Below are 18,025 nucleotides of genomic sequence, written 5' to 3'. Positions count from 1 at the left end.
TGCTTGTTCGGCAAGTCATCTTTTGACAACCTGCCTACCCGCCTCCAATCGCTACCTCAAGGGAAGCGATTGGACAGCTGGCTACCTACATCAGATATGACGCACTTCGACGATTTCGTATTCAACATCGCCGCCCGGGGTCTTAACGATCACCGCGTCGCCCTCTTGCTTGCCGATTAATGCGCGAGCAATTGGAGAACTAACTGAGATCTTGCCAGACTTTATATCTGCCTCGTCGTCACCAACGATCTGATACGTCACCGACTCGTCCGTATCAACATTTATGATCTCAACGGTTGTACCAAAAATCACCTTGCCCGAGCGCGGAATCGTTGTGATATCGATTACCTGGGCATTGGATAAACGCCCTTCGATATCACGAATACGCGCCTCGACCATGCCCTGCTGCTCGCGAGCCGCATGATATTCCGCATTTTCTTTCAAATCACCCAGCTCGCGCGCCTCGGCAATCGCCTGTGTAATTTGGGGACGAAGCTCCGTCTTGAGATGCTTGAGCTCTTCCTCCAGGGCGCGAGCGCCCTGGATTGTCATAGGATATTTGTTCATGCCTTGATTCCTGCATGTAAATCTTGAAGCCGGCGCACAGTCTTTTCTGCACCAAACTTCAAAGCTTCACAAATCGCTTGGCCGCCTGCAAGCGTTGTCGTGCAGCAGATCTTGTGTTGAAGCGCATTCCGGCGAATTGAGTAGGAGTCAGCAATAGACTGACGACCTTCGGTTGTATTGATCACCAATGTAATTTCATCATTTTTGATCATGTCGACAACGTGTGGGCGACCTTCAGTCACCTTGTTAACACGGCGAACCGGCAGGCCAGCTTCCTCAATGACACGGGCCGTACCAGCTGTAGCAACAACCTCAAAGCCCAGCTCAACCAGCTCTTTAGCCACTTCAGCGACAAAAGGCTTATCGTCATCCCGAACACTGATAAAGGCACAACCACTATTAGGAAGAATCTCACTCGCACCCAACTGGGCTTTCGAGAATGCCTCGGCGAAGCTGTCGCCTACGCCCATGACCTCTCCGGTAGATTTCATTTCTGGGCCGAGAAGCGGATCGACGCCAGGGAATTTGGCGAAGGGGAACACTGCCTCCTTAACACTGTAATAAGGCGGAATGATCTCCTTGGTAAACCCGATCTCTTCCAGGGTTTTACCCGCCATTACACGTGCCGCTACCTTGGCCAGTGACTCGCCAATGCACTTGGAAACGAATGGCACTGTACGGGAGGCACGCGGGTTTACTTCCAGCACATAAACATCGTTCCCCTGAAGGGCCAACTGCACGTTCATCAGTCCGACCACGCCAAGCTCCAGCGCCATTTTCCGGATCTGCTCACGCATTTCATCCTGTATGTGTGCCGGCAGGGAGTACGGAGGCAATGAGCACGCCGAATCACCCGAGTGGATACCCGCCTGCTCGATGTGCTGCATGATAGCGCCAATGACTACGTCCTTGCCGTCACATACTGCATCCACGTCTACTTCTATCGCGCAGTTCAGGAAGTGATCCAGCAACACAGGGCTATCATTGGACACCTGCACCGCTTCGCGCATGTAGCGCTTGAGCTCTTCTTCTTCGTAAACGATTTCCATGGCACGGCCACCCAACACATATGAAGGGCGAACCACCAACGGATAACCGATACGCTTGGCACCAGCAATCGCTTCTTCTTCGCTGCGAGCAGTAGCATTCGGCGGCTGGCGCAGATTCAAACGCTCGATCATCTGCTGGAAGCGCTCACGATCCTCAGCACGATCGATTGCATCGGGACTGGTACCGATAATCGGAACCCCGGCCTCCTCCAGCGCGCGAGCCAGCTTCAACGGTGTCTGGCCACCGAACTGAACGATTACACCCTTAGGCTGCTCGACACGCACGATTTCCAACACGTCCTCAAGCGTAACCGGCTCAAAATACAGGCGGTCAGACGTGTCGTAATCCGTCGACACGGTTTCGGGGTTGCAGTTGATCATGATGGTTTCGTAACCATCTTCACGCATAGCCAGAGCCGCATGAACACAGCAGTAGTCGAACTCGATACCTTGTCCGATACGGTTGGGGCCACCCCCAATCACCATGATCTTGTCACGGCTGGATGGGTTGGCCTCACACTCCTCCTCATACGTGGAGTACATGTACGCAGTGTCGGTCGCGAACTCTGCGGCGCAGGTATCGACACGCTTGTAGACCGGGAGCACTTCCAGCTTGTAGCGATGGCGACGCAGGCTTTTTTCCGTCACACCGAGCAGCTTGGCCAGACGTGCGTCCGAGAAGCCCTTGCGCTTGAGCTTCCACATGAGATTACGATCGACATCCGCCAACCCCAGGGTTTTGACCTTTTCTTCATCCTTGATCAGGTCCTCGATCTGCACCAGGAACCACGGATCGATCTTGGTCAGCTCAAACACACGCTCAACGCTCAGACCACGTCGGAACGCATCTCCGACGTACCAGATACGCTCTGCGCCAGGCACTGTAAGTTCGCGCTTGAGAATGCTATCGGCTTCAGGATCTTCTGGATTGAGCTTGGGATCAAATCCATTTACGCCAACCTCCAGGCCACGCAATGCTTTTTGGACCGATTCCTGGAAGGTACGACCGATCGCCATTACCTCACCCACTGACTTCATCTGGGTAGTCAGGCGAGCATCAGCCTTAGGGAATTTCTCAAAGGCAAAGCGCGGTATCTTGGTTACGACATAATCGATAGCCGGCTCGAACGATGCCGGGGTGCGCCCACCGGTAATGTCGTTCTGCAGCTCGTCCAGCGTGTAGCCAACTGCGAGTTTGGCTGCAATTTTGGCAATCGGGAAACCTGTGGCCTTGGATGCCAGCGCTGAAGAGCGGCTGACACGCGGGTTCATCTCGATGACAACCATGCGACCTGTATCAGGGCAGATACCGAACTGCACGTTGGAGCCACCGGTTTCTACACCAATTTCACGCAGCACCGCCAGGGAGGCGTTACGCATGATCTGGTATTCCTTATCGGTTAGCGTCTGCGCAGGCGCAACGGTGATGGAGTCGCCCGTATGCACCCCCATAGGATCGAAGTTTTCGATGGAGCAGACGATGATGCAGTTGTCCTTTTTGTCGCGGACAACTTCCATTTCGTATTCTTTCCAACCGATCAGAGACTCATCGATCAAAAGCTCGTTGGTTGGTGAAAGGTCCAGACCGCGAGAGCAAATCTCTTCGAATTCTTCACGGTTATAGGCAATACCGCCACCACTGCCACCCATAGTGAAGGATGGGCGGATGATACAAGGGAAACCAACCTGCTCCAGCACGCCGTACGCCTCTTCCATGCTGTGGGCAATACCCGAGCGCGGACAGGCCAGGCCGATGGCACGCATGGCCTTGTCGAAACGGGAGCGGTCCTCTGCCTTATCAATCGTATCAGCATTGGCACCGATCATTTCGACGCCAAACTTTTCCAGGACGCCATGACGCTCAAGGTCCAGCGCACAGTTCAACGCTGTCTGGCCACCCATGGTAGGCAGCAGCGCGTCAGGGCGCTCTTTCTCAATGATTTTAGCTACCGTCGCCCACTTGATAGGCTCGATGTAGGTCGCATCAGCCATGGATGGGTCAGTCATAATGGTGGCCGGATTGGAGTTCACCAGAATGACGCGGAAACCTTCTTCTTTCAGGGCCTTACAGGCCTGTGCACCGGAGTAATCGAATTCGCAGGCCTGGCCGATAACGATAGGGCCGGCACCGAGGATCAGGATGCTCTTTATGTCTGTACGCTTGGGCATGGGATTCTCGTTGCAGTAATCAAGTCAGAGTTGCGGTCGCCAGCTTCACACCAAAGCCAACGAATAATGCGCCTACACCAGTATTGGCACTGGCGGCGAGCCGCTGCCGCTGGCGGAACCAGGCCGCCAAACGCACACCGGTAAAAATCAGAAAACTGAGGTATATCGCGCTAATCACTTCAAGAATCAGCCCGAGCACCCCGAATGCCAACCCTGGATGAGCGTACCCGGGATCGACAAACTGTATGAAGAAAGACACAAAGAACAAAATGGCCTTTGGATTCGACAAACTCAATAGAAGTGCCTTTCTAAAAGGCTTGTCGATGCCCTCTTCTTGAGTCTGCTGCTCAATGGGCGACAGGGGATAACGCCACTGACGCCAAGCGCCACGTAATATTCCTACACCTAGATACAGTAGATAAGCTGCGCCCAGGTACTTGAGTCCCATGAAAAACAGGGGCTCGGCTTTCAGGAGTGAGGCTACTCCCAACGCGGATAGCGTCATAAGCAACGCATCCCCAAAGAAGACGCCAAAGGCAGCACGATAACCGGCTGCCACGCCTCTTCTTGCAGAGGACGCCAGCACAAAGAGGGAGTTGGGACCGGGCAGCAATACGACGAAAATCACACCCGCTATATATGTCCAAAGGTCAGTGATACCCAACTCCGACCAGGCCATTTATTAACGCCGCCCCGCCATGGCATTGATGAAGCGATCAAACAGTGGCGCCACATCATGCGGCCCCGGACTTGCTTCCGGATGACCCTGGAAGCTGAACGCGACCTTATCAGTACGCTCGATGCCCTGGAGGGTACCGTCGAACAGCGACTTGTGAGTTGCACGAACGTTGCCCGGCAATGTCGCTTCATCTACAGCAAAACCGTGGTTTTGACTGGTGATCATCACAACACCCGTATCGAGGTCCTGCACCGGGTGGTTTGCACCATGGTGCCCGTTAGGCATTTTCACTGTACGCGCACCAGAGGCCAACGCTAAAAGCTGATGCCCCAAACAGATACCGAAAACGGGAATGTCTGTTTCGAGCACTTCCTGAATAGCCCGGATTGCATAATCACAAGGCTCAGGATCTCCCGGACCATTGGCTAGGAATATACCATCAGGATTTAACGCCAAGGCTTCGCTAGCTGGGGTTTGCGCGGGCAGAACAGTAATTCGGCAGCCACGAGCAACCAACATCCTGAGGATGTTGTATTTGACACCGTAGTCAAACGCAACCACATGGTAAGGCAACTGGTCAGCCGGAATCTCTGGAGCACTATCTGTCTCCAGCCCCCAAACAGAGCGGCGCCATTCGTAGGACTGCTTGACGCTCACCTCTTTGGCAAGATCCATTCCCTTGAGGCCTGGGAACGCACGGGCTGCTTCAAGCGCCTGCGCCTCAGTGATGTTATCACCCGCAAGAATGCAGCCGTTTTGAGCGCCCTTTTCACGCAGAATCCGGGTCAGCTTGCGGGTATCAATTCCAGCAATGGCTACGGTCTGATTGGTACGAAGATAGTCAGGAAGTGACTGCTTGTTACGCCAGTTGCTGGCTACCAGGGGAAGATCACGAATAATCAGGCCGGAGGCCCATACCTGATTGGCCTCACCGTCTTCAGGTGTCGTACCGGTGTTGCCAATATGAGGATAAGTAAGGGTTACGAGTTGCTTGGCATAGGAAGGATCGGTGAGGATTTCCTGATAGCCGGTCATAGCGGTATTAAACACCACCTCACCGACTGTAAGACCGTCGGCACCGATGGATTCTCCGTGGAAAATCGTGCCATCGGCAAGTGCGAGAATGGCTGGCTTAGTCAAGAGACCTCCCAAAATCTAGTCTGAAGAGGCAAACGCAGGCTGTAAAAAAGCGGGATGTGGTATGAACCGCATCCCGCTTTTTTATTAGATTATGCCGCGCTGGCTTTAGTGGACACACTAAAGCTGCATTATACGGAAATTACTTGAGCAAATCCACACTTATTGATGCAACTCATCGGCTTAGATGCTAAAACGAAACTAGATAATCTAAAGCACCTCTAAGCGCACCTCATAAGTGCCTAGCGAAAAGATAATTTAACGCAGCCCTAAAACATCCTGCATGTCGTAAAGGCCAGGCTCTTTCCCCTCCAGCCACAGCGCTGCGCGGACCGCACCCTTTGCAAAGGTCATGCGACTTGACGCCTTGTGGGTAATCTCGACTCGCTCACCCTCGGCAGCAAACAATACCGTATGGTCTCCAACCACATCGCCCGCCCGGACAGTAGCAAAACCAATCGTCTTGCGGTCACGTGCTCCGGTTTGACCTTCACGACCGTATACAGCCACCTCATTCAGATCTCGGCCCAAGGCCTGCGCAACGACTTCGCCCATACGCAACGCTGTACCGGAAGGAGCATCAACTTTATGCCGGTGGTGAGCCTCAATGACTTCAATGTCAACTTCATCTCCAAGCACACGAGCAGCCGTGTCAAGAAGCTTCAAACACAGGTTGACGCCTACACTGAAATTGGCTGCAAACACGATCGGAACCTGTTTACTCGCCTCCATGAGCATAAGTTTCTGCTCTGCAGTAAAGCCGGTGGTCCCAATGACCATGGCTTTGCCTGCCTGACGGCAATAAGTCAGATTCTGTAGCGTTACGGTTGGATGAGTAAAATCAATCAGCACATCGAACTCATCGGCAACCCGCGCCAGATCGCCAGATAAAGGCACACCGATACGACCAATGCCAGCCAACTCACCGGCATCCGCTCCAACCAAGGTACTGTCAGGACGATCCACCGCTGCCGTCAGTCCCGCCGCGCCACTGGTTTGCTGCACGGCTTCAACCAGCGTCTTACCCATGCGCCCGGCGGCGCCCATTACTGCTATACGTCGCATTGTTATGCTCCATGCCGCTAGCAACAGGCCGACACGCCGCCAGGCCTGTGCCCGCCTAGCTTATAGATCGTCGAAAAACCGCTTCATACCATCGAACCACCCACTGGCACGCGGCGAGTGCGAGCTATTGCCTTGAAGTGTATTACGGAACTCTTCGAGCAGCTCACGCTGGCGCTTGTCCAGATTAACAGGCGTCTCGACCACCACACGGCACATCAGATCACCCGCACCACCCCCGCGCACAGGCACAACACCCTTACCGCGCAAGCGGAACATTTTGCCTGTCTGGGTGGCTTCTGGAATCTTGAGCTTCACGCGGCCGTCGAGCGTTGGCACCTCTAGTTCGCCTCCCAGCGCCGCATCGGCAAAGCTGATCGGCACTTCACAATAGAGATGCTTACCGTCACGTTGGAAGATGGCATGCTCACGAACGTTCACAACCACGTATAGATCGCCGGCCGGGCCACCCATTGTTCCCGCCTCGCCCTCGCCAGAAAGGCGGATGCGGTCACCGGTATCAACACCTGCCGGAACCTTGACCGACAGCGTCTTCTGCTCTTCGATACGCCCCTGACCATGACAGGTCTGGCATGGCTCAGGAATGATCTTGCCAGTGCCATGACACCGCGGACAGGTCTGTTGAACCGAAAAGAAGCCTTGCTGCATGCGAACCTGACCAATACCACCACAGGTCGTACAGGTAGTTGGCGACGTGCCGGGCTTTGCACCGCTGCCATCACAGGTCTTACACCCGACCAGTGTTGGGACACGGATCGTGACATTAGTGCCACGTACAGCCTCTTCAAGGTCTAGATCCAGCGTATAACGCAGGTCTGCGCCACGCTGCGGACCACCACGTCCGCCTCCACGAGCGTTACCAAAGAAATCACTAAACACATCGCCAAATATGTCGGAGAAGCTGGCGCCTGCTGCTCCGGCGCCGAAGCCACCAGCCCCCATGCTGGGATCAACCCCTGCATGCCCATATTGGTCGTATGCAGAGCGCTTACCCGCATCAGACAGCACTTCATAGGCCTCATTGGCCTCTTTGAATTTTTCCTCAGCGGCCTTATCGCCCGGATTACGGTCCGGGTGATATTTCATCGCAAGGCGCCTGTAAGCCTTTTTCAGGTCAGCATCACTAGCGCCACGCTCGACACCAAGAATCTCGTAATAATCACGCTTGGCCATAAGTTTCCTGCACCTTCATTTTTCAACCCTCCAGACACGCCAACGCGGGAGGCAGGCTCCCGCGCAGCGGATCAGGCAGGTCAAGTGACCTGCCGGGGCTCAAGCAAGCGCGAGGCTTACTTATTGTCCTTGACCTCTTCGAACTCGGCATCCACAACGTCATCGCCGGCAGGCTTGTCGCTGTTGGTATCTGCCTTGGCTGCGCCTTCTGCATTTGGAGCAGGCTGCTCAGCATACATCTTCTGAGCCAACGGAGCAGAAGCCTGAGACAAAGCGTTCATCTTGGCCTCGATGGCCTCTTTGTCATCACCCTTCACCGCTGCTTCAAGCTCACCAAGCGCTTTTTCGATGGCCGCTTTTTCGTCAGCGCTCGCCTTGTCACCCGCTTCGGTAAGCATCTTGCGCGTGCCGTGCGCCAGCGCATCGCCCTGGTTACGTGCAGTTACCAGCTCTTCGAACTTACGGTCCTCATCAGCATTGGCCTCGGCATCACGAACCATCTGCTGGATCTCTTCTTCGGAAAGACCAGAAGACGCCTTGATGACAATGGACTGCTGCTTACCAGTGGCCTTGTCCTTGGCAGACACATGCAGAATGCCGTTGGCATCAATATCGAATGTGACCTCGATCTGCGGTACGCCGCGGGGTGCTGGCGGAATCTCAGCCAGGTCAAACTTACCCAGGGACTTGTTCTGTGCAGCCTGCTTACGCTCACCCTGCAGCACATGAATAGTCACAGCGCTCTGGTTATCATCTGCCGTCGAGAACACCTGCGACTTTTTGGTTGGAATCGTAGTGTTTTTCTCGATCAGCGGAGTCATCACGCCGCCCATGGTTTCGATGCCCAGCGTCAGCGGACTTACGTCCAGCAGCAGAACATCTTTAACGTCACCTGCCAGTACGGCACCCTGAATCGCAGCGCCGATAGCTACCGCTTCGTCAGGATTGACATCTTTACGTGCTTCTTTGCCAAAGAACTCAGCTACACGCTTCTGAACCAGAGGCATACGCGTCTGACCACCAACCAGGATCACCTCATCGATGCTGGACACATCGATACCGGCATCCTTCAGTGCCGTACGGCAGGGCTCGATGGTGCGCTCGACCAAGTCCTCAACCAGCGACTCCAACTTGGCACGGGAGATCTTCACGTTCAGGTGCTTGGGACCTGTTGCGTCTGCGGTAATGTACGGCAGGTTCACATCAGTCTGTTGAGCAGAAGAAAGCTCGATCTTGGCTTTCTCAGCAGCTTCTTTCAGACGCTGCATAGCTAGCGGATCGCCCTTGAGGTTGATGCCGCTTTCTTTTTTGAATTCGTCTACCAGATAGTCGATCAGACGAATATCGAAGTCTTCACCACCCAGGAAGGTATCACCATTGGTCGCCAGTACTTCGAACTGGTGTTCCCCATCCACTTCCGCGATTTCAATCACGGACACGTCGAAGGTACCGCCACCCAGATCGTACACGATAACGGTGTGGTCGCCCTTGGCCTTGTCCAGGCCATACGCCAGCGCAGCAGCCGTCGGCTCGTTGATGATTCGCTTAACATCCAAGCCTGCGATACGACCGGCATCCTTGGTAGCCTGACGCTGGCTATCATTGAAGTAGGCCGGAACGGTAATTACCGCTTCGCTTACTGTCTCGCCCAGGTAATCCTCGGCGGTTTTCTTCATCTTCTTCAGCACTTCGGCAGAAATCTGCGGAGGAGCCATCTTCTGGCCCTTCACTTCTACCCACGCATCACCATTGTCTGCCTTGACGATGCTGTAGGGCACCATCTGGATATCTTTCTGTACCACATTCTCTTCGAAGCGGCGGCCGATCAGACGCTTGACGGCGTACAGCGTGTTTTGCGGGTTAGTCACCGCCTGACGCTTAGCAGGCTGACCTACCAGTGTTTCGCCATCGTTGGTGTAGGCAATAATGGACGGCGTGGTGCGAGCGCCTTCAGCGTTCTCAAGCACCTTTACATTGCCGTTTTCGAGGATGGCCACGCAGGAGTTGGTCGTCCCCAGGTCGATACCAATGATCTTACCCATGTTCACTCTCCAGAAATCTTGATTCCGTGCGATCCGTCTGCGGATCTTTTTTGCTCGGTTGTTTCACCAAATGGGGATCGAGCAGATTATTTCAAGCCTTTTCGTTAATTGTCGGCTGCTGACTCGAAGGCGCCTTGCTGACAACCACCATGGCCGGACGCAACAGGCGTCCATTGATGGAATAGCCCTTCTGGAAAACTTTCAGCACACTGCCCGGCTCGACATTGGCACTTTCCTCCATTGCCATAGCCTGGTGATGCTCTGGATTAAAGGGCGCACCATGCGGATCAATAACCTCTACCTGGTAACGCTTGAGCGTGTCCTGGAAAACCTTGAGCGTCAGCTCCATGCCTTCACGCATAGGGCGCAGCGCCTCGTTGTTGGCATCCGACATCTCAAGACCACGCTCAAGGCTATCGATCACAGCCAATAGGTCGCCCGCGAACTTTTCCAAGGCAAACTTGTGCGCTTTCTCGACATCCTGCTCAGCGCGGCGACGGACGTTCTGCAACTCAGCTGCGCTACGCAGCATCTGATCTTGTGCAGCCGCTAGCTGCTCTTCCAATGACGCTACGCGAGCAGCCAGGTCATCTCCCTGAGAAGCCTGGGCGTCTTGATTGGTTTCAGGCTTTTGAATATCTGGATTTTGTTCGTCAGCCATGTCGTCCTCCTGTCGAATCAGTTGGCAGGCGAGGCACCATATAAAGCGCTGCAAAGCCTGCGGTTCTGCCCGCTATATGGGGCCGGCATTTAAAGCTTCAAGGGTTGAGCTTATTGCCAGAACGAAAAGAAAAACTGTATAAATGAACACCACTGAATAAATAACCAGATCAACAGATTTCGGAGCCCACCCACATGCTGGTGCATCTGTCCGTCCGTAATTACGCGATTGTTGAACATCTCGATCTTGAACTTGAGCGTGGCATGACAGTGATTACCGGCGAAACGGGCGCCGGCAAATCGATCATGCTCGATGCGCTCGGCCTTACCATGGGCGACAGGGCAGATAGCGGCGTAGTACGCCCTGGCGCTGACAAGGCGGACATCCTGGCCACCTTTGATCTGAAACGCATCCCCGAGGCGCAAAGCTGGCTGGCCGAGCGAGACCTTGATAATGATGGGTTGTGTATTTTGCGTCGTGTTATTACAGCCGAAGGTCGCTCGCGGGCCTACATCAACGGGTCGCCCTGCCCTCAAGGGGACCTTAAAGCATTGGGCAGCCTGCTCATCGACATCCATAGCCAGCATGAACATCAGTCTCTGCTGAAAACGGATACCCATCGCCGCTTGCTGGATGAATTTGCCGAGGCAAAAGAGCTGGCACGCCAGGTACAGCTGGCTTCACAGCGGTGGCGCCAGACCAAGCAAACCCTTGAGCGACTGTCGAGTAGCAGTGAAGAACAACGAGCTCGCTATCAGTTGCTGAGTTACCAGCTTGAAGAGCTGGCAAATCTCGCTTTGAGCGAAGGGGAAATCGAAGCACTTGAACAGGAGCAGAAGACACTAGCCAGCGCAGAGCAGCTTCTTGTTGCCTGTCGTCAGGTCATCGACCTATGCAGTGAGGGTGAAGGCGGCAACGTCCTGTCGGCCCTGAACACAAGCACTCACCGCCTGGGCGGATTCAGTCATGCGCCCAAACCGCTGGAGGAAGCGACAAACCTAATTGGTTCGGCGCAGATACAGATCGAAGAAGCCGTGTCCGAACTCAACCGCTTTATCGATAACTTCGAGGCCGATCCAGAGCGCCAACAGGTAGTACAGGAGCGCCTGGATGCCATCTACACCATGGCGCGTAAACATCGCGTACAGCCCGAAGAACTTGTTCACTTGCAGACACAGCTTCAGAGTGAGCTCGAGTCGCTTAATGCTGATGATGCAGCGGTTGAGCGCCTCCAGGAAGAGCTGGCAGCGTATGCACGTCATTATCAAGAAAAGGCCAATGAACTGAGCGAACGGCGACAAACCCGTGCGCCCGAGTTGGCGGCAGCCGTAGAGACAGAGATGCAGCGCCTCGGCATGCCTGGTGGTCGTTTCTCTATTACGCTACAGCCTGAACCCTCAGACGACCTGCAACCTTACGGTCAAGAAACGGTGGAGTTTCGCGTAAGCGCAAACCCTGGTCAGCCGTTGAAAACTCTGGCTAAGGTAGCGTCAGGAGGCGAGCTGTCTCGTATCAGCTTGGCCATTCAGGTCATCACAGCCCAGACGTCACGCGTCCCTACGCTTGTATTCGACGAAGTGGATGTAGGGATCGGCGGGCCTACCGCTGAAATTGTAGGTCAATTGCTACGACGCCTCGGCGAAGATGGACAGGTTTTAACCGTTACTCACCTGCCACAAGTAGCGGCTCAGGGACATCACCACCTCTTTGTTCACAAGGAGCGTGGCGTCAGTGAAACACGGACGGCGGTTGCGATACTCGACAAACAGCGCCGCATTGAGGAAGTGGCCCGCATGCTAGGGGGCATCGACCTGACGCGCGAATCCCTTGCGCATGCCAAAAAGATGGTTACAGCGAAATAACAGCGTTAAGACGAAACAAAAACAGCGGCAAAGGCCGCTGTTTTTTATTGCGCAGCAAGGCTTATTTTCTTTTTTTGACGTACAGCACAAGATTGTGATCGACCAGCTCATAGCCGTGCTCTTCAACAATCTCACGCTGACGCTTTTCGATTGAGGCATCTGTGAACTCGATGACCTCGCCTGAGTCTACACACACCATGTGATCGTGATGTCCCGTATCTGCCAGCTCAAACACAGCATGGCCACCATCGAAATTGTGGCGATCCACCAGTCCAGCGGCTTCAAACTGGGTCAATACACGATAAACAGTAGCGAGCCCGACATCCTCGCCGGCCTCCATTAACGCCTTGTATACATCTTCAGCACTCATATGGCGCTGACCGGCGGAATCCAGCATTTGCAGGATCTTGACCCTTGGAAGAGTCACTTTTAGCCCGGCTTTACGGAGCTCGTTATTTTCAACCATGTTCTTTCTCGGCTTCGAACGCTTCGCAGCACTTCGGAATGCAGGTATGATCAGAGTTCATTGCCTAGCAAGATAGTGGAAGTCTTCCCCCGATGCAAAACCTCAAGCTAACGCTGACCGGGCTTACCTTTCTGAGCCTCGCCACGCTCGCCGGATGTTCTTTTCCGGGGGTCTACAAAATTGATATCCAGCAGGGCAACGTTGTCACGCAGGACATGATAGACCAGCTTCGCCCAGGAATGACCCGACGACAAGTAAGGTTTATCATGGGGAGCCCCCTGATTACCGATACTTTTCACGCTAATCGCTGGGATTACCTCTATAGCATGCAGCCGGGTGGCGGTCAGCGCCAGCAGGAGCGTGTGAGCCTGGTTTTCGATGACAGCGATCATCTTGTAGGCCTCGCCGGCGACTTCAAACCGGGTGTTACCCGGGAGCAGGAAATCATGGGCACAGACGGTCAAACCGCTGCTCCAGAGACTTCCAGCCCAGCGGACCAGCCCGCTCAACAACAACCTCAGCAGCCGGTTGATCAACCGCCAGCACCTGGCTCAGTTGAAGAGCAGATCCAGCAGGAAATCGATAGAACACAGTCGACTCCAGTCCCTACGCCAGCCCCCATTGATACACAGAACGAATAGATTCCATTATCTATTTCAAATAAAAAAGCCCCGGTTGACGGGGCTTTTTTATAGGGGCGCCATGGTTAGCTGTCTGTCTTTAACAACAGGCTCAGCCCCTCACGCATAGACGTAACGTGATCAAAAGTGAAATATGCCTTGAGACGCGAGTTATCTGCTTTTGAATGACGGATATCACCTGCGCGTGTTGCTGCATGTGTGATCTTGGGAAGACCGCCTACTAAGTCGCCAACTTCCTGTAACAATTGATTCAGGCTAACGACTTGGCCGTGTCCTACATTGACAGCCCCAACCACGGGTTCAGCCCTTTCAAGGCCTTGGACAATAAGCCCTACCAGATCGCCCACATATACAAAATCGCGGGTCTGCTCGCCATCGCCGTAAACGGTTATTGGCTCTCCCTGACGTGCTCGATTTGTAAAGATACTGATGACCCCCGAGTATGGTGAAGACGGATCCTGCCGAGGGCCATATATATTGAAGAATCGGAAGACGACCGGCTCCAGAGCGTGCTCACGGCGGTAGAAATCAAAGTAATACTCGCCAGCCAGCTTATCAGCTGCATAGGGCGTAAGCGGCGCCTTGGGCGTTTCCTCGGCAATGGCCTGCCCTTCTCCGTTCGGCCCATATACCGCAGCACTTGAAGCAAAAACCACACGGCGAACATGATGCTTGCGCATGGCTTCGCAGACATTCAACGTGCCTATAAAATTGCTCTGATGTGTACTAACTGGGTTGTCTACCGACGCCTGAACCGAGGCGACAGCTGCCAAATGCACAACAGCACAGCAACCTGTCATCGCTTGGTGGACCGTATCGGTATCGGCCACGTCCCCTTGAATGATTTCCAACCAAGCATTATCTGCTGGGAGATTGTCCCGTTTACCGGTAGAGAAATCGTCCAGTACCCGGACACGTTTGCCTTTGGCTAGTAGCACATCAACCAGATGAGAACCGATGAACCCGGCTCCGCCCGTTATGAGAATTGGTTGCTCAGTCATGGCGACTTCCTGTTTGCCGATAATAACGGTCCAGCAAAGCGGACATTCCGCTACGCCAGTTACGCGGCTTGACGCCAAACGTGTTCAAAATCTTTCTGCAAGCTAACACTGCATTTTGCGGCTCTTCAGAAGCATCAAGAGTCGCGCCATGAGCTCTTGGCTCAAGGTTCGGCTCTGGCATCCCGTGCAGAGTCAGGGCCTCGGCAATAATCGCCTGTCCCAGCGTCAATTGAGTAACAGCCTCAATACCGCCGTAATGATAGGTCCCCCACAGAGGAGCACTGCAATCCAGTTGCTTGATGACGGCTAGGATAACCCGCCCGGCGTCATCGACAGGGGTTGGGCTTCCACGACGGTCATCAGCAAGCGGCATCAATTGCCCTACCTCAGCCCGCGACAGGAAACGGTCCAGTTCACCTTGCGGGCTTTCATCCAGAAGCCATCCCAATCGCAACAGAACATGCTGGGGGCACAAGGCACGTACTGTTTGCTCTATAGTCAATAGCGCCTGTCCGCGCACACCAAGAGGATTGGGCTCATCTTTCTCGCTATACGCACTCGCTCTACTCCCATCGAAAACACGGTAGCTGGAGGGCTGTATCAAGGCAATTGAGTAATGTTGGCAGAGTTCAGCCAGCCGCTCGATAGCGCTGGCCTGCCGAGAGAGCTGGTCATCATCGACGTGCTCGGCCTGAAACCAGTCGAAATAATAGGCCAGGTTGATAATTACATCGGGACGGGTGTCATCAAGCAACTGAGTCAGGTGGCTGGCGTTCCAGCCCTGCGCTGGCGGACGAGGTGCAAGAAAGTGAATATCTTCTTCAGCACCCAGACGGATCAGCGCCTGACCCAGGGCATTACCGCCGCCCAACAGCATGAGGCGCATGCGCATGGAGTTCGGGTATCTTCCAAAATCTAATCATAAATGGCGTGCCTGAAAACAGGCACGCCGACAGTGTCATCATTGTGCAGCATAGCGGAAGCTTTCGTCATCCGCGTCAGGATGGGACAGCCTCAACGGTTGTCTCATCTTCGGTATTTTCTTTTGGCGCACGTAGCACATAGGCCGCTGCGCTCTTGAGGTTGGGTAGCAGACGGCTGATCAAGGCCAATTGGGTCAGTACCAGACGATGCCCATCGTCAAGATCATCCGGAAACTGTTCCAGCTCATCAGCCAAGGCATTTTCTTCTTCTGCCGTAGGCACCAGAGAACGCCGCTCATTGAGCGCTTGGGCTATTTCAAGCAGCCCTGCGCTCAAGCGTTCCATGGCTTTTTCAATCAGGACATCTACGGGATGCTCAGCCAGCTGTATACGGTGAGCCCCTAATGCTGAGAGATAACCCAACAAGGTATTGGATAACGCCAGAAAGCGAAACCCTGCCTCTAAATTACGGCGAAAATGCCCAGGCTCTCGCAACATGTTAGCCAGTGCTGCCGATAACGTCGCGTCTGCGTTGTGTACGTTACGCCGCGCCACCCGGTAGTTCAGATCATCCCGCTTGCCGTGGCGATACTGGTCGATAACGCTACGCAGGTAGTTATTGCTGGTCAGCAGTGTGTTGGCCATCACCTGATGCAAGCGTCTTCCCTGCCAGTCGGGCAAGATAAAGAAGACAGCCAATACTGCAATTAGGCAACCGATAAGGGTATCGATCAGACGCGGCCAGATCAGGCCGAAACCATCGCCCACCTGGTTGAAGCAGAACAGCACCATGACCGTGATAGCCGCTGTGGCGATGGTATATCGATCGGTCCGGGTCACGAAAAAGACCGTACCTGCGATAACCGCCAACGACAGCTGAGCCTCGGTACTGCCAAAAAGCTGCAGCAAGGCATTTCCCAACAATAGACCTATGACGGTACCCACTATTCGCTGAACCAGGCGCACCCGTGTAGCGCCATAATTTGGACGGCATACGAAAACAGTCGTGAGCAATATCCAATAGCCGTAGTTCGGGTGAATCAGATGCAAGATGCCATAGCCGGCAGCCAGAGCAATAGCCATTCTCAGCCCATGGCGAAACAGAAGCGATGTTGGCGTAAGTTGCAGCCGTATGCGTTGCAACATGTCCTTGAGGGAGCGCGGCGTTGGATCAAGCAGGCTGGTATCCAACTCTCCTATATTGACATCAGGCTGGCTGGCATTGGAAAGCTGGCGCTCCAGAGTCGTCAGATTGGTGGATAACGAATCCAGAGAACGTAACAGCCCACGCCAACGGGGGTTGTTCTGCTGTTTGAGGTGTTCGATCGATGCGTGCAGATCAGCCATAGCCTGATGACTCTGCTGGCCATACTCAAAGGGCTGACGCAATCGAGTAGCCTCACCTAGCAAGGCACAAGCCTTTGCCTGCAGACTCAGCAAGCGCTGGCAACGAAACAGCACATCGCTATGGAAAAACGCCTCGGTCAATGCGCTATAAGGATAATGGGAAGAGCTGGCCCGCTCGTGAATATCCTGAGCCATGAAATAGAGCTTGAAATAGAACCCCGAACGTACGCCTGGTCTACCTGAGCGGCCAAAGCGAATCAGAATAGTGGCCTTGGCCTTGTTCAGTGCATCGACAACACGCCCATTCTGCTGCGCCAGTTTCAAACGGCGCTCATGGAGATCTACCTGACGCACCGGCTCAAGCAGATCAGCCTTGTAGCGTAGAAAGAGACCCAGTTCATAATACAAAGCTGCTAGGTGCTGCCGCACCGGCTGATGCGCAAACAAGGCACACCATAACACCGATAGAAAGCCGTACCACGTGGCACCCGCCAACAAAAGCGCGGGCTCATGCCAGATCGGCACCTCGCCTCCAAGCCGCTGATCCACACCGATCATTCCGTAGATGGACAAGATCACTGTTGCTTGGGCTATTGAGCCATACCTCTCGCCAAGCGCGCCCAGCAACGTCAACAAGAATGTAGCCAGCGCCAGCCCGCAGACAAAGATCCAAGGATAGGGGAACAGTATCTCCACAGAAAATGCAGCGATGGCAAAGCAGACCAGCGTTACCAGCAGGGACTTCAATCGTCCCAGCCAATTGTCATCGGTCTCGGCCAGGGCACTGGCAATAATTCCGAGAAAGACAGGAGAAATGGAGCGTAGATCCCCTAGATACCAGCATACGGCCATAGCCCCTGTCAGGGCGACAAACACACGAACACTGTAGCTGGCCTTATCATGGGCCCACAAATGACGCAGAGGTTTGCCGAATAAAGTCATAGTGAGGCTTCGTTAGCTCCGTTGTGCCTCTTCAGCGAGGCTGTTACCAATAGACGCTGGGCAAAGAGGAAAAGACATCCTACAGATGAAAGTGTTTTTATTGTTTCCAGGCCAATCCACCAATACAAGGACAAGCAGCCTTAAAGATCGGCTCGAACAGGAATAACTGAAACACACGTCTTGAGCGGTAAAAATAAAAAAGCCCAACTCTTTCAAGTCGGGCTTTTCGTTCAGAACCAGCTCAATACGTATCAGAACGGTTGTACATACCACAGATCATTTT

The 18,025-nt window shown here is 54.1% G+C and carries 14 protein-coding genes; 2 read left to right on the top strand and 12 right to left on the bottom strand.

The window, feature by feature from the left end; translation table 11 throughout:
• Positions 1-90 precede the first annotated feature (90 nt).
• From greA to grpE, 8 genes are all read right to left on the bottom strand, one after another.
• A complete protein-coding gene (gene greA, locus JQR90_RS02340) occupies positions 91-567 on the bottom strand; it encodes a transcription elongation factor GreA (protein ID WP_010796800.1) in 477 nt (158 codons plus the stop codon).
• Positions 564-3,785 (bottom strand): carbamoyl-phosphate synthase large subunit, encoded by a 3,222-nt coding sequence (gene carB, locus JQR90_RS02335; protein WP_010796799.1) that lies wholly within the window; start codon positions 3,783-3,785, stop codon positions 564-566. The genes greA and carB overlap by 4 nt, the downstream gene beginning before the upstream one ends.
• Before the next feature lie 19 nt (positions 3,786-3,804).
• Positions 3,805-4,464, bottom strand: coding sequence for a leucine efflux protein LeuE (leuE, locus tag JQR90_RS02330; protein WP_010796798.1), 660 nt, complete (start codon positions 4,462-4,464; stop codon positions 3,805-3,807).
• A gap of 3 nt (positions 4,465-4,467) precedes the next feature.
• Positions 4,468-5,604, bottom strand: coding sequence for a glutamine-hydrolyzing carbamoyl-phosphate synthase small subunit (gene carA, locus JQR90_RS02325; RefSeq protein WP_010796797.1), 1,137 nt, complete (start codon positions 5,602-5,604; stop codon positions 4,468-4,470).
• A gap of 255 nt (positions 5,605-5,859) precedes the next feature.
• Entirely contained in the window at positions 5,860-6,666 is an 807-nt protein-coding gene (dapB, locus tag JQR90_RS02320) for a 4-hydroxy-tetrahydrodipicolinate reductase (protein ID WP_010796796.1), read from the bottom strand.
• Positions 6,667-6,726: 60 nt separating this feature from the next.
• The gene (gene dnaJ / locus JQR90_RS02315; protein ID WP_010796795.1) at positions 6,727-7,857 is read right to left on the bottom strand and encodes a molecular chaperone DnaJ; all 1,131 of its coding nucleotides are present in this window, start codon (positions 7,855-7,857) and stop codon (positions 6,727-6,729) included.
• 116 nt (positions 7,858-7,973) lie between these two features.
• Positions 7,974-9,899, bottom strand: a complete 1,926-nt coding sequence (gene dnaK, locus JQR90_RS02310) for a molecular chaperone DnaK (protein ID WP_010796794.1) — start codon at positions 9,897-9,899, stop codon at positions 7,974-7,976.
• Between the two features lie 91 nt (positions 9,900-9,990).
• Positions 9,991-10,560 carry a nucleotide exchange factor GrpE gene (gene grpE, locus JQR90_RS02305; RefSeq protein WP_010796793.1) on the bottom strand — a complete coding sequence of 190 codons (570 nt, stop codon included), beginning with the start codon at positions 10,558-10,560 and terminating at the stop codon, positions 9,991-9,993.
• A gap of 194 nt (positions 10,561-10,754) precedes the next feature.
• Here grpE and recN point away from each other — a divergent pair, with 194 nt between their 5' ends.
• A complete protein-coding gene (gene recN, locus JQR90_RS02300; protein WP_010796792.1) occupies positions 10,755-12,422 on the top strand; it encodes a DNA repair protein RecN in 1,668 nt (555 codons plus the stop codon).
• A 61-nt stretch (positions 12,423-12,483) separates the two neighbouring features.
• On the opposite strand, the gene fur is transcribed toward recN, so the two are convergent.
• Entirely contained in the window at positions 12,484-12,888 is a 405-nt protein-coding gene (gene fur, locus JQR90_RS02295) for a ferric iron uptake transcriptional regulator (protein ID WP_010796791.1), read from the bottom strand.
• A 92-nt stretch (positions 12,889-12,980) separates the two neighbouring features.
• On the opposite strand from fur, the gene JQR90_RS02290 reads away from it, so the two are divergent.
• Positions 12,981-13,529: an outer membrane protein assembly factor BamE gene (locus JQR90_RS02290; protein WP_010796790.1), complete on the top strand. Its 549-nt coding sequence runs from the start codon at positions 12,981-12,983 to the stop codon at positions 13,527-13,529.
• Positions 13,530-13,594: 65 nt separating this feature from the next.
• On the opposite strand, the gene JQR90_RS02285 is transcribed toward JQR90_RS02290, so the two are convergent.
• The 3 genes from JQR90_RS02285 to yccS form a co-directional block, all read right to left on the bottom strand.
• Positions 13,595-14,530 carry an NAD-dependent epimerase/dehydratase family protein gene (locus JQR90_RS02285; RefSeq protein ID WP_010796789.1) on the bottom strand — a complete coding sequence of 312 codons (936 nt, stop codon included), beginning with the start codon at positions 14,528-14,530 and terminating at the stop codon, positions 13,595-13,597.
• The gene (locus tag JQR90_RS02280) at positions 14,523-15,422 is read right to left on the bottom strand and encodes a sugar nucleotide-binding protein (protein WP_010796788.1); all 900 of its coding nucleotides are present in this window, start codon (positions 15,420-15,422) and stop codon (positions 14,523-14,525) included. The genes JQR90_RS02285 and JQR90_RS02280 overlap by 8 nt, the downstream gene beginning before the upstream one ends.
• Positions 15,423-15,528: 106 nt before the next feature.
• A complete protein-coding gene (yccS, locus tag JQR90_RS02275; RefSeq protein WP_010796787.1) occupies positions 15,529-17,742 on the bottom strand; it encodes a YccS family putative transporter in 2,214 nt (737 codons plus the stop codon).
• Between the last annotated feature and the right edge of the window lie 283 nt (positions 17,743-18,025).

The organism is Pseudomonas sp. JZ114 (assembly GCF_051027705.1).
Taxonomy (GTDB): Bacteria; Pseudomonadota; Gammaproteobacteria; order Pseudomonadales; family Pseudomonadaceae; genus Chryseomonas; species Chryseomonas luteola.
The sequence above is the reverse complement of the archived record's forward strand: the minus strand, read 5'-3'. Positions and strand labels throughout refer to the sequence as shown.

Excerpts from the sequence above, each read along its gene's own strand:
- JQR90_RS02290 (WP_010796790.1), top strand. The coding sequence starts at position 12,981 with ATGCAAAACCTCAAGCTAACGCTGACCGGGCTTACCTTTCTGAGCCTC.
- recN (WP_010796792.1), top strand. The coding sequence starts at position 10,755 with ATGCTGGTGCATCTGTCCGTCCGTAATTACGCGATTGTTGAACATCTC.
- greA (WP_010796800.1), bottom strand. The coding sequence starts at position 567 with ATGAACAAATATCCTATGACAATCCAGGGCGCTCGCGCCCTGGAGGAA.
- yccS (WP_010796787.1), bottom strand. The coding sequence starts at position 17,742 with ATGACTTTATTCGGCAAACCTCTGCGTCATTTGTGGGCCCATGATAAG.
- grpE (WP_010796793.1), bottom strand. The coding sequence starts at position 10,560 with ATGGCTGACGAACAAAATCCAGATATTCAAAAGCCTGAAACCAATCAA.
- fur (WP_010796791.1), bottom strand. The coding sequence starts at position 12,888 with ATGGTTGAAAATAACGAGCTCCGTAAAGCCGGGCTAAAAGTGACTCTT.
- leuE (WP_010796798.1), bottom strand. The coding sequence starts at position 4,464 with ATGGCCTGGTCGGAGTTGGGTATCACTGACCTTTGGACATATATAGCG.
- dapB (WP_010796796.1), bottom strand. The coding sequence starts at position 6,666 with ATGCGACGTATAGCAGTAATGGGCGCCGCCGGGCGCATGGGTAAGACG.
- JQR90_RS02280 (WP_010796788.1), bottom strand. The coding sequence starts at position 15,422 with ATGCGCATGCGCCTCATGCTGTTGGGCGGCGGTAATGCCCTGGGTCAG.
- carB (WP_010796799.1), bottom strand. The coding sequence starts at position 3,785 with ATGCCCAAGCGTACAGACATAAAGAGCATCCTGATCCTCGGTGCCGGC.
- dnaJ (WP_010796795.1), bottom strand. The coding sequence starts at position 7,857 with ATGGCCAAGCGTGATTATTACGAGATTCTTGGTGTCGAGCGTGGCGCT.
- dnaK (WP_010796794.1), bottom strand. The coding sequence starts at position 9,899 with ATGGGTAAGATCATTGGTATCGACCTGGGGACGACCAACTCCTGCGTG.
- JQR90_RS02285 (WP_010796789.1), bottom strand. The coding sequence starts at position 14,530 with ATGACTGAGCAACCAATTCTCATAACGGGCGGAGCCGGGTTCATCGGT.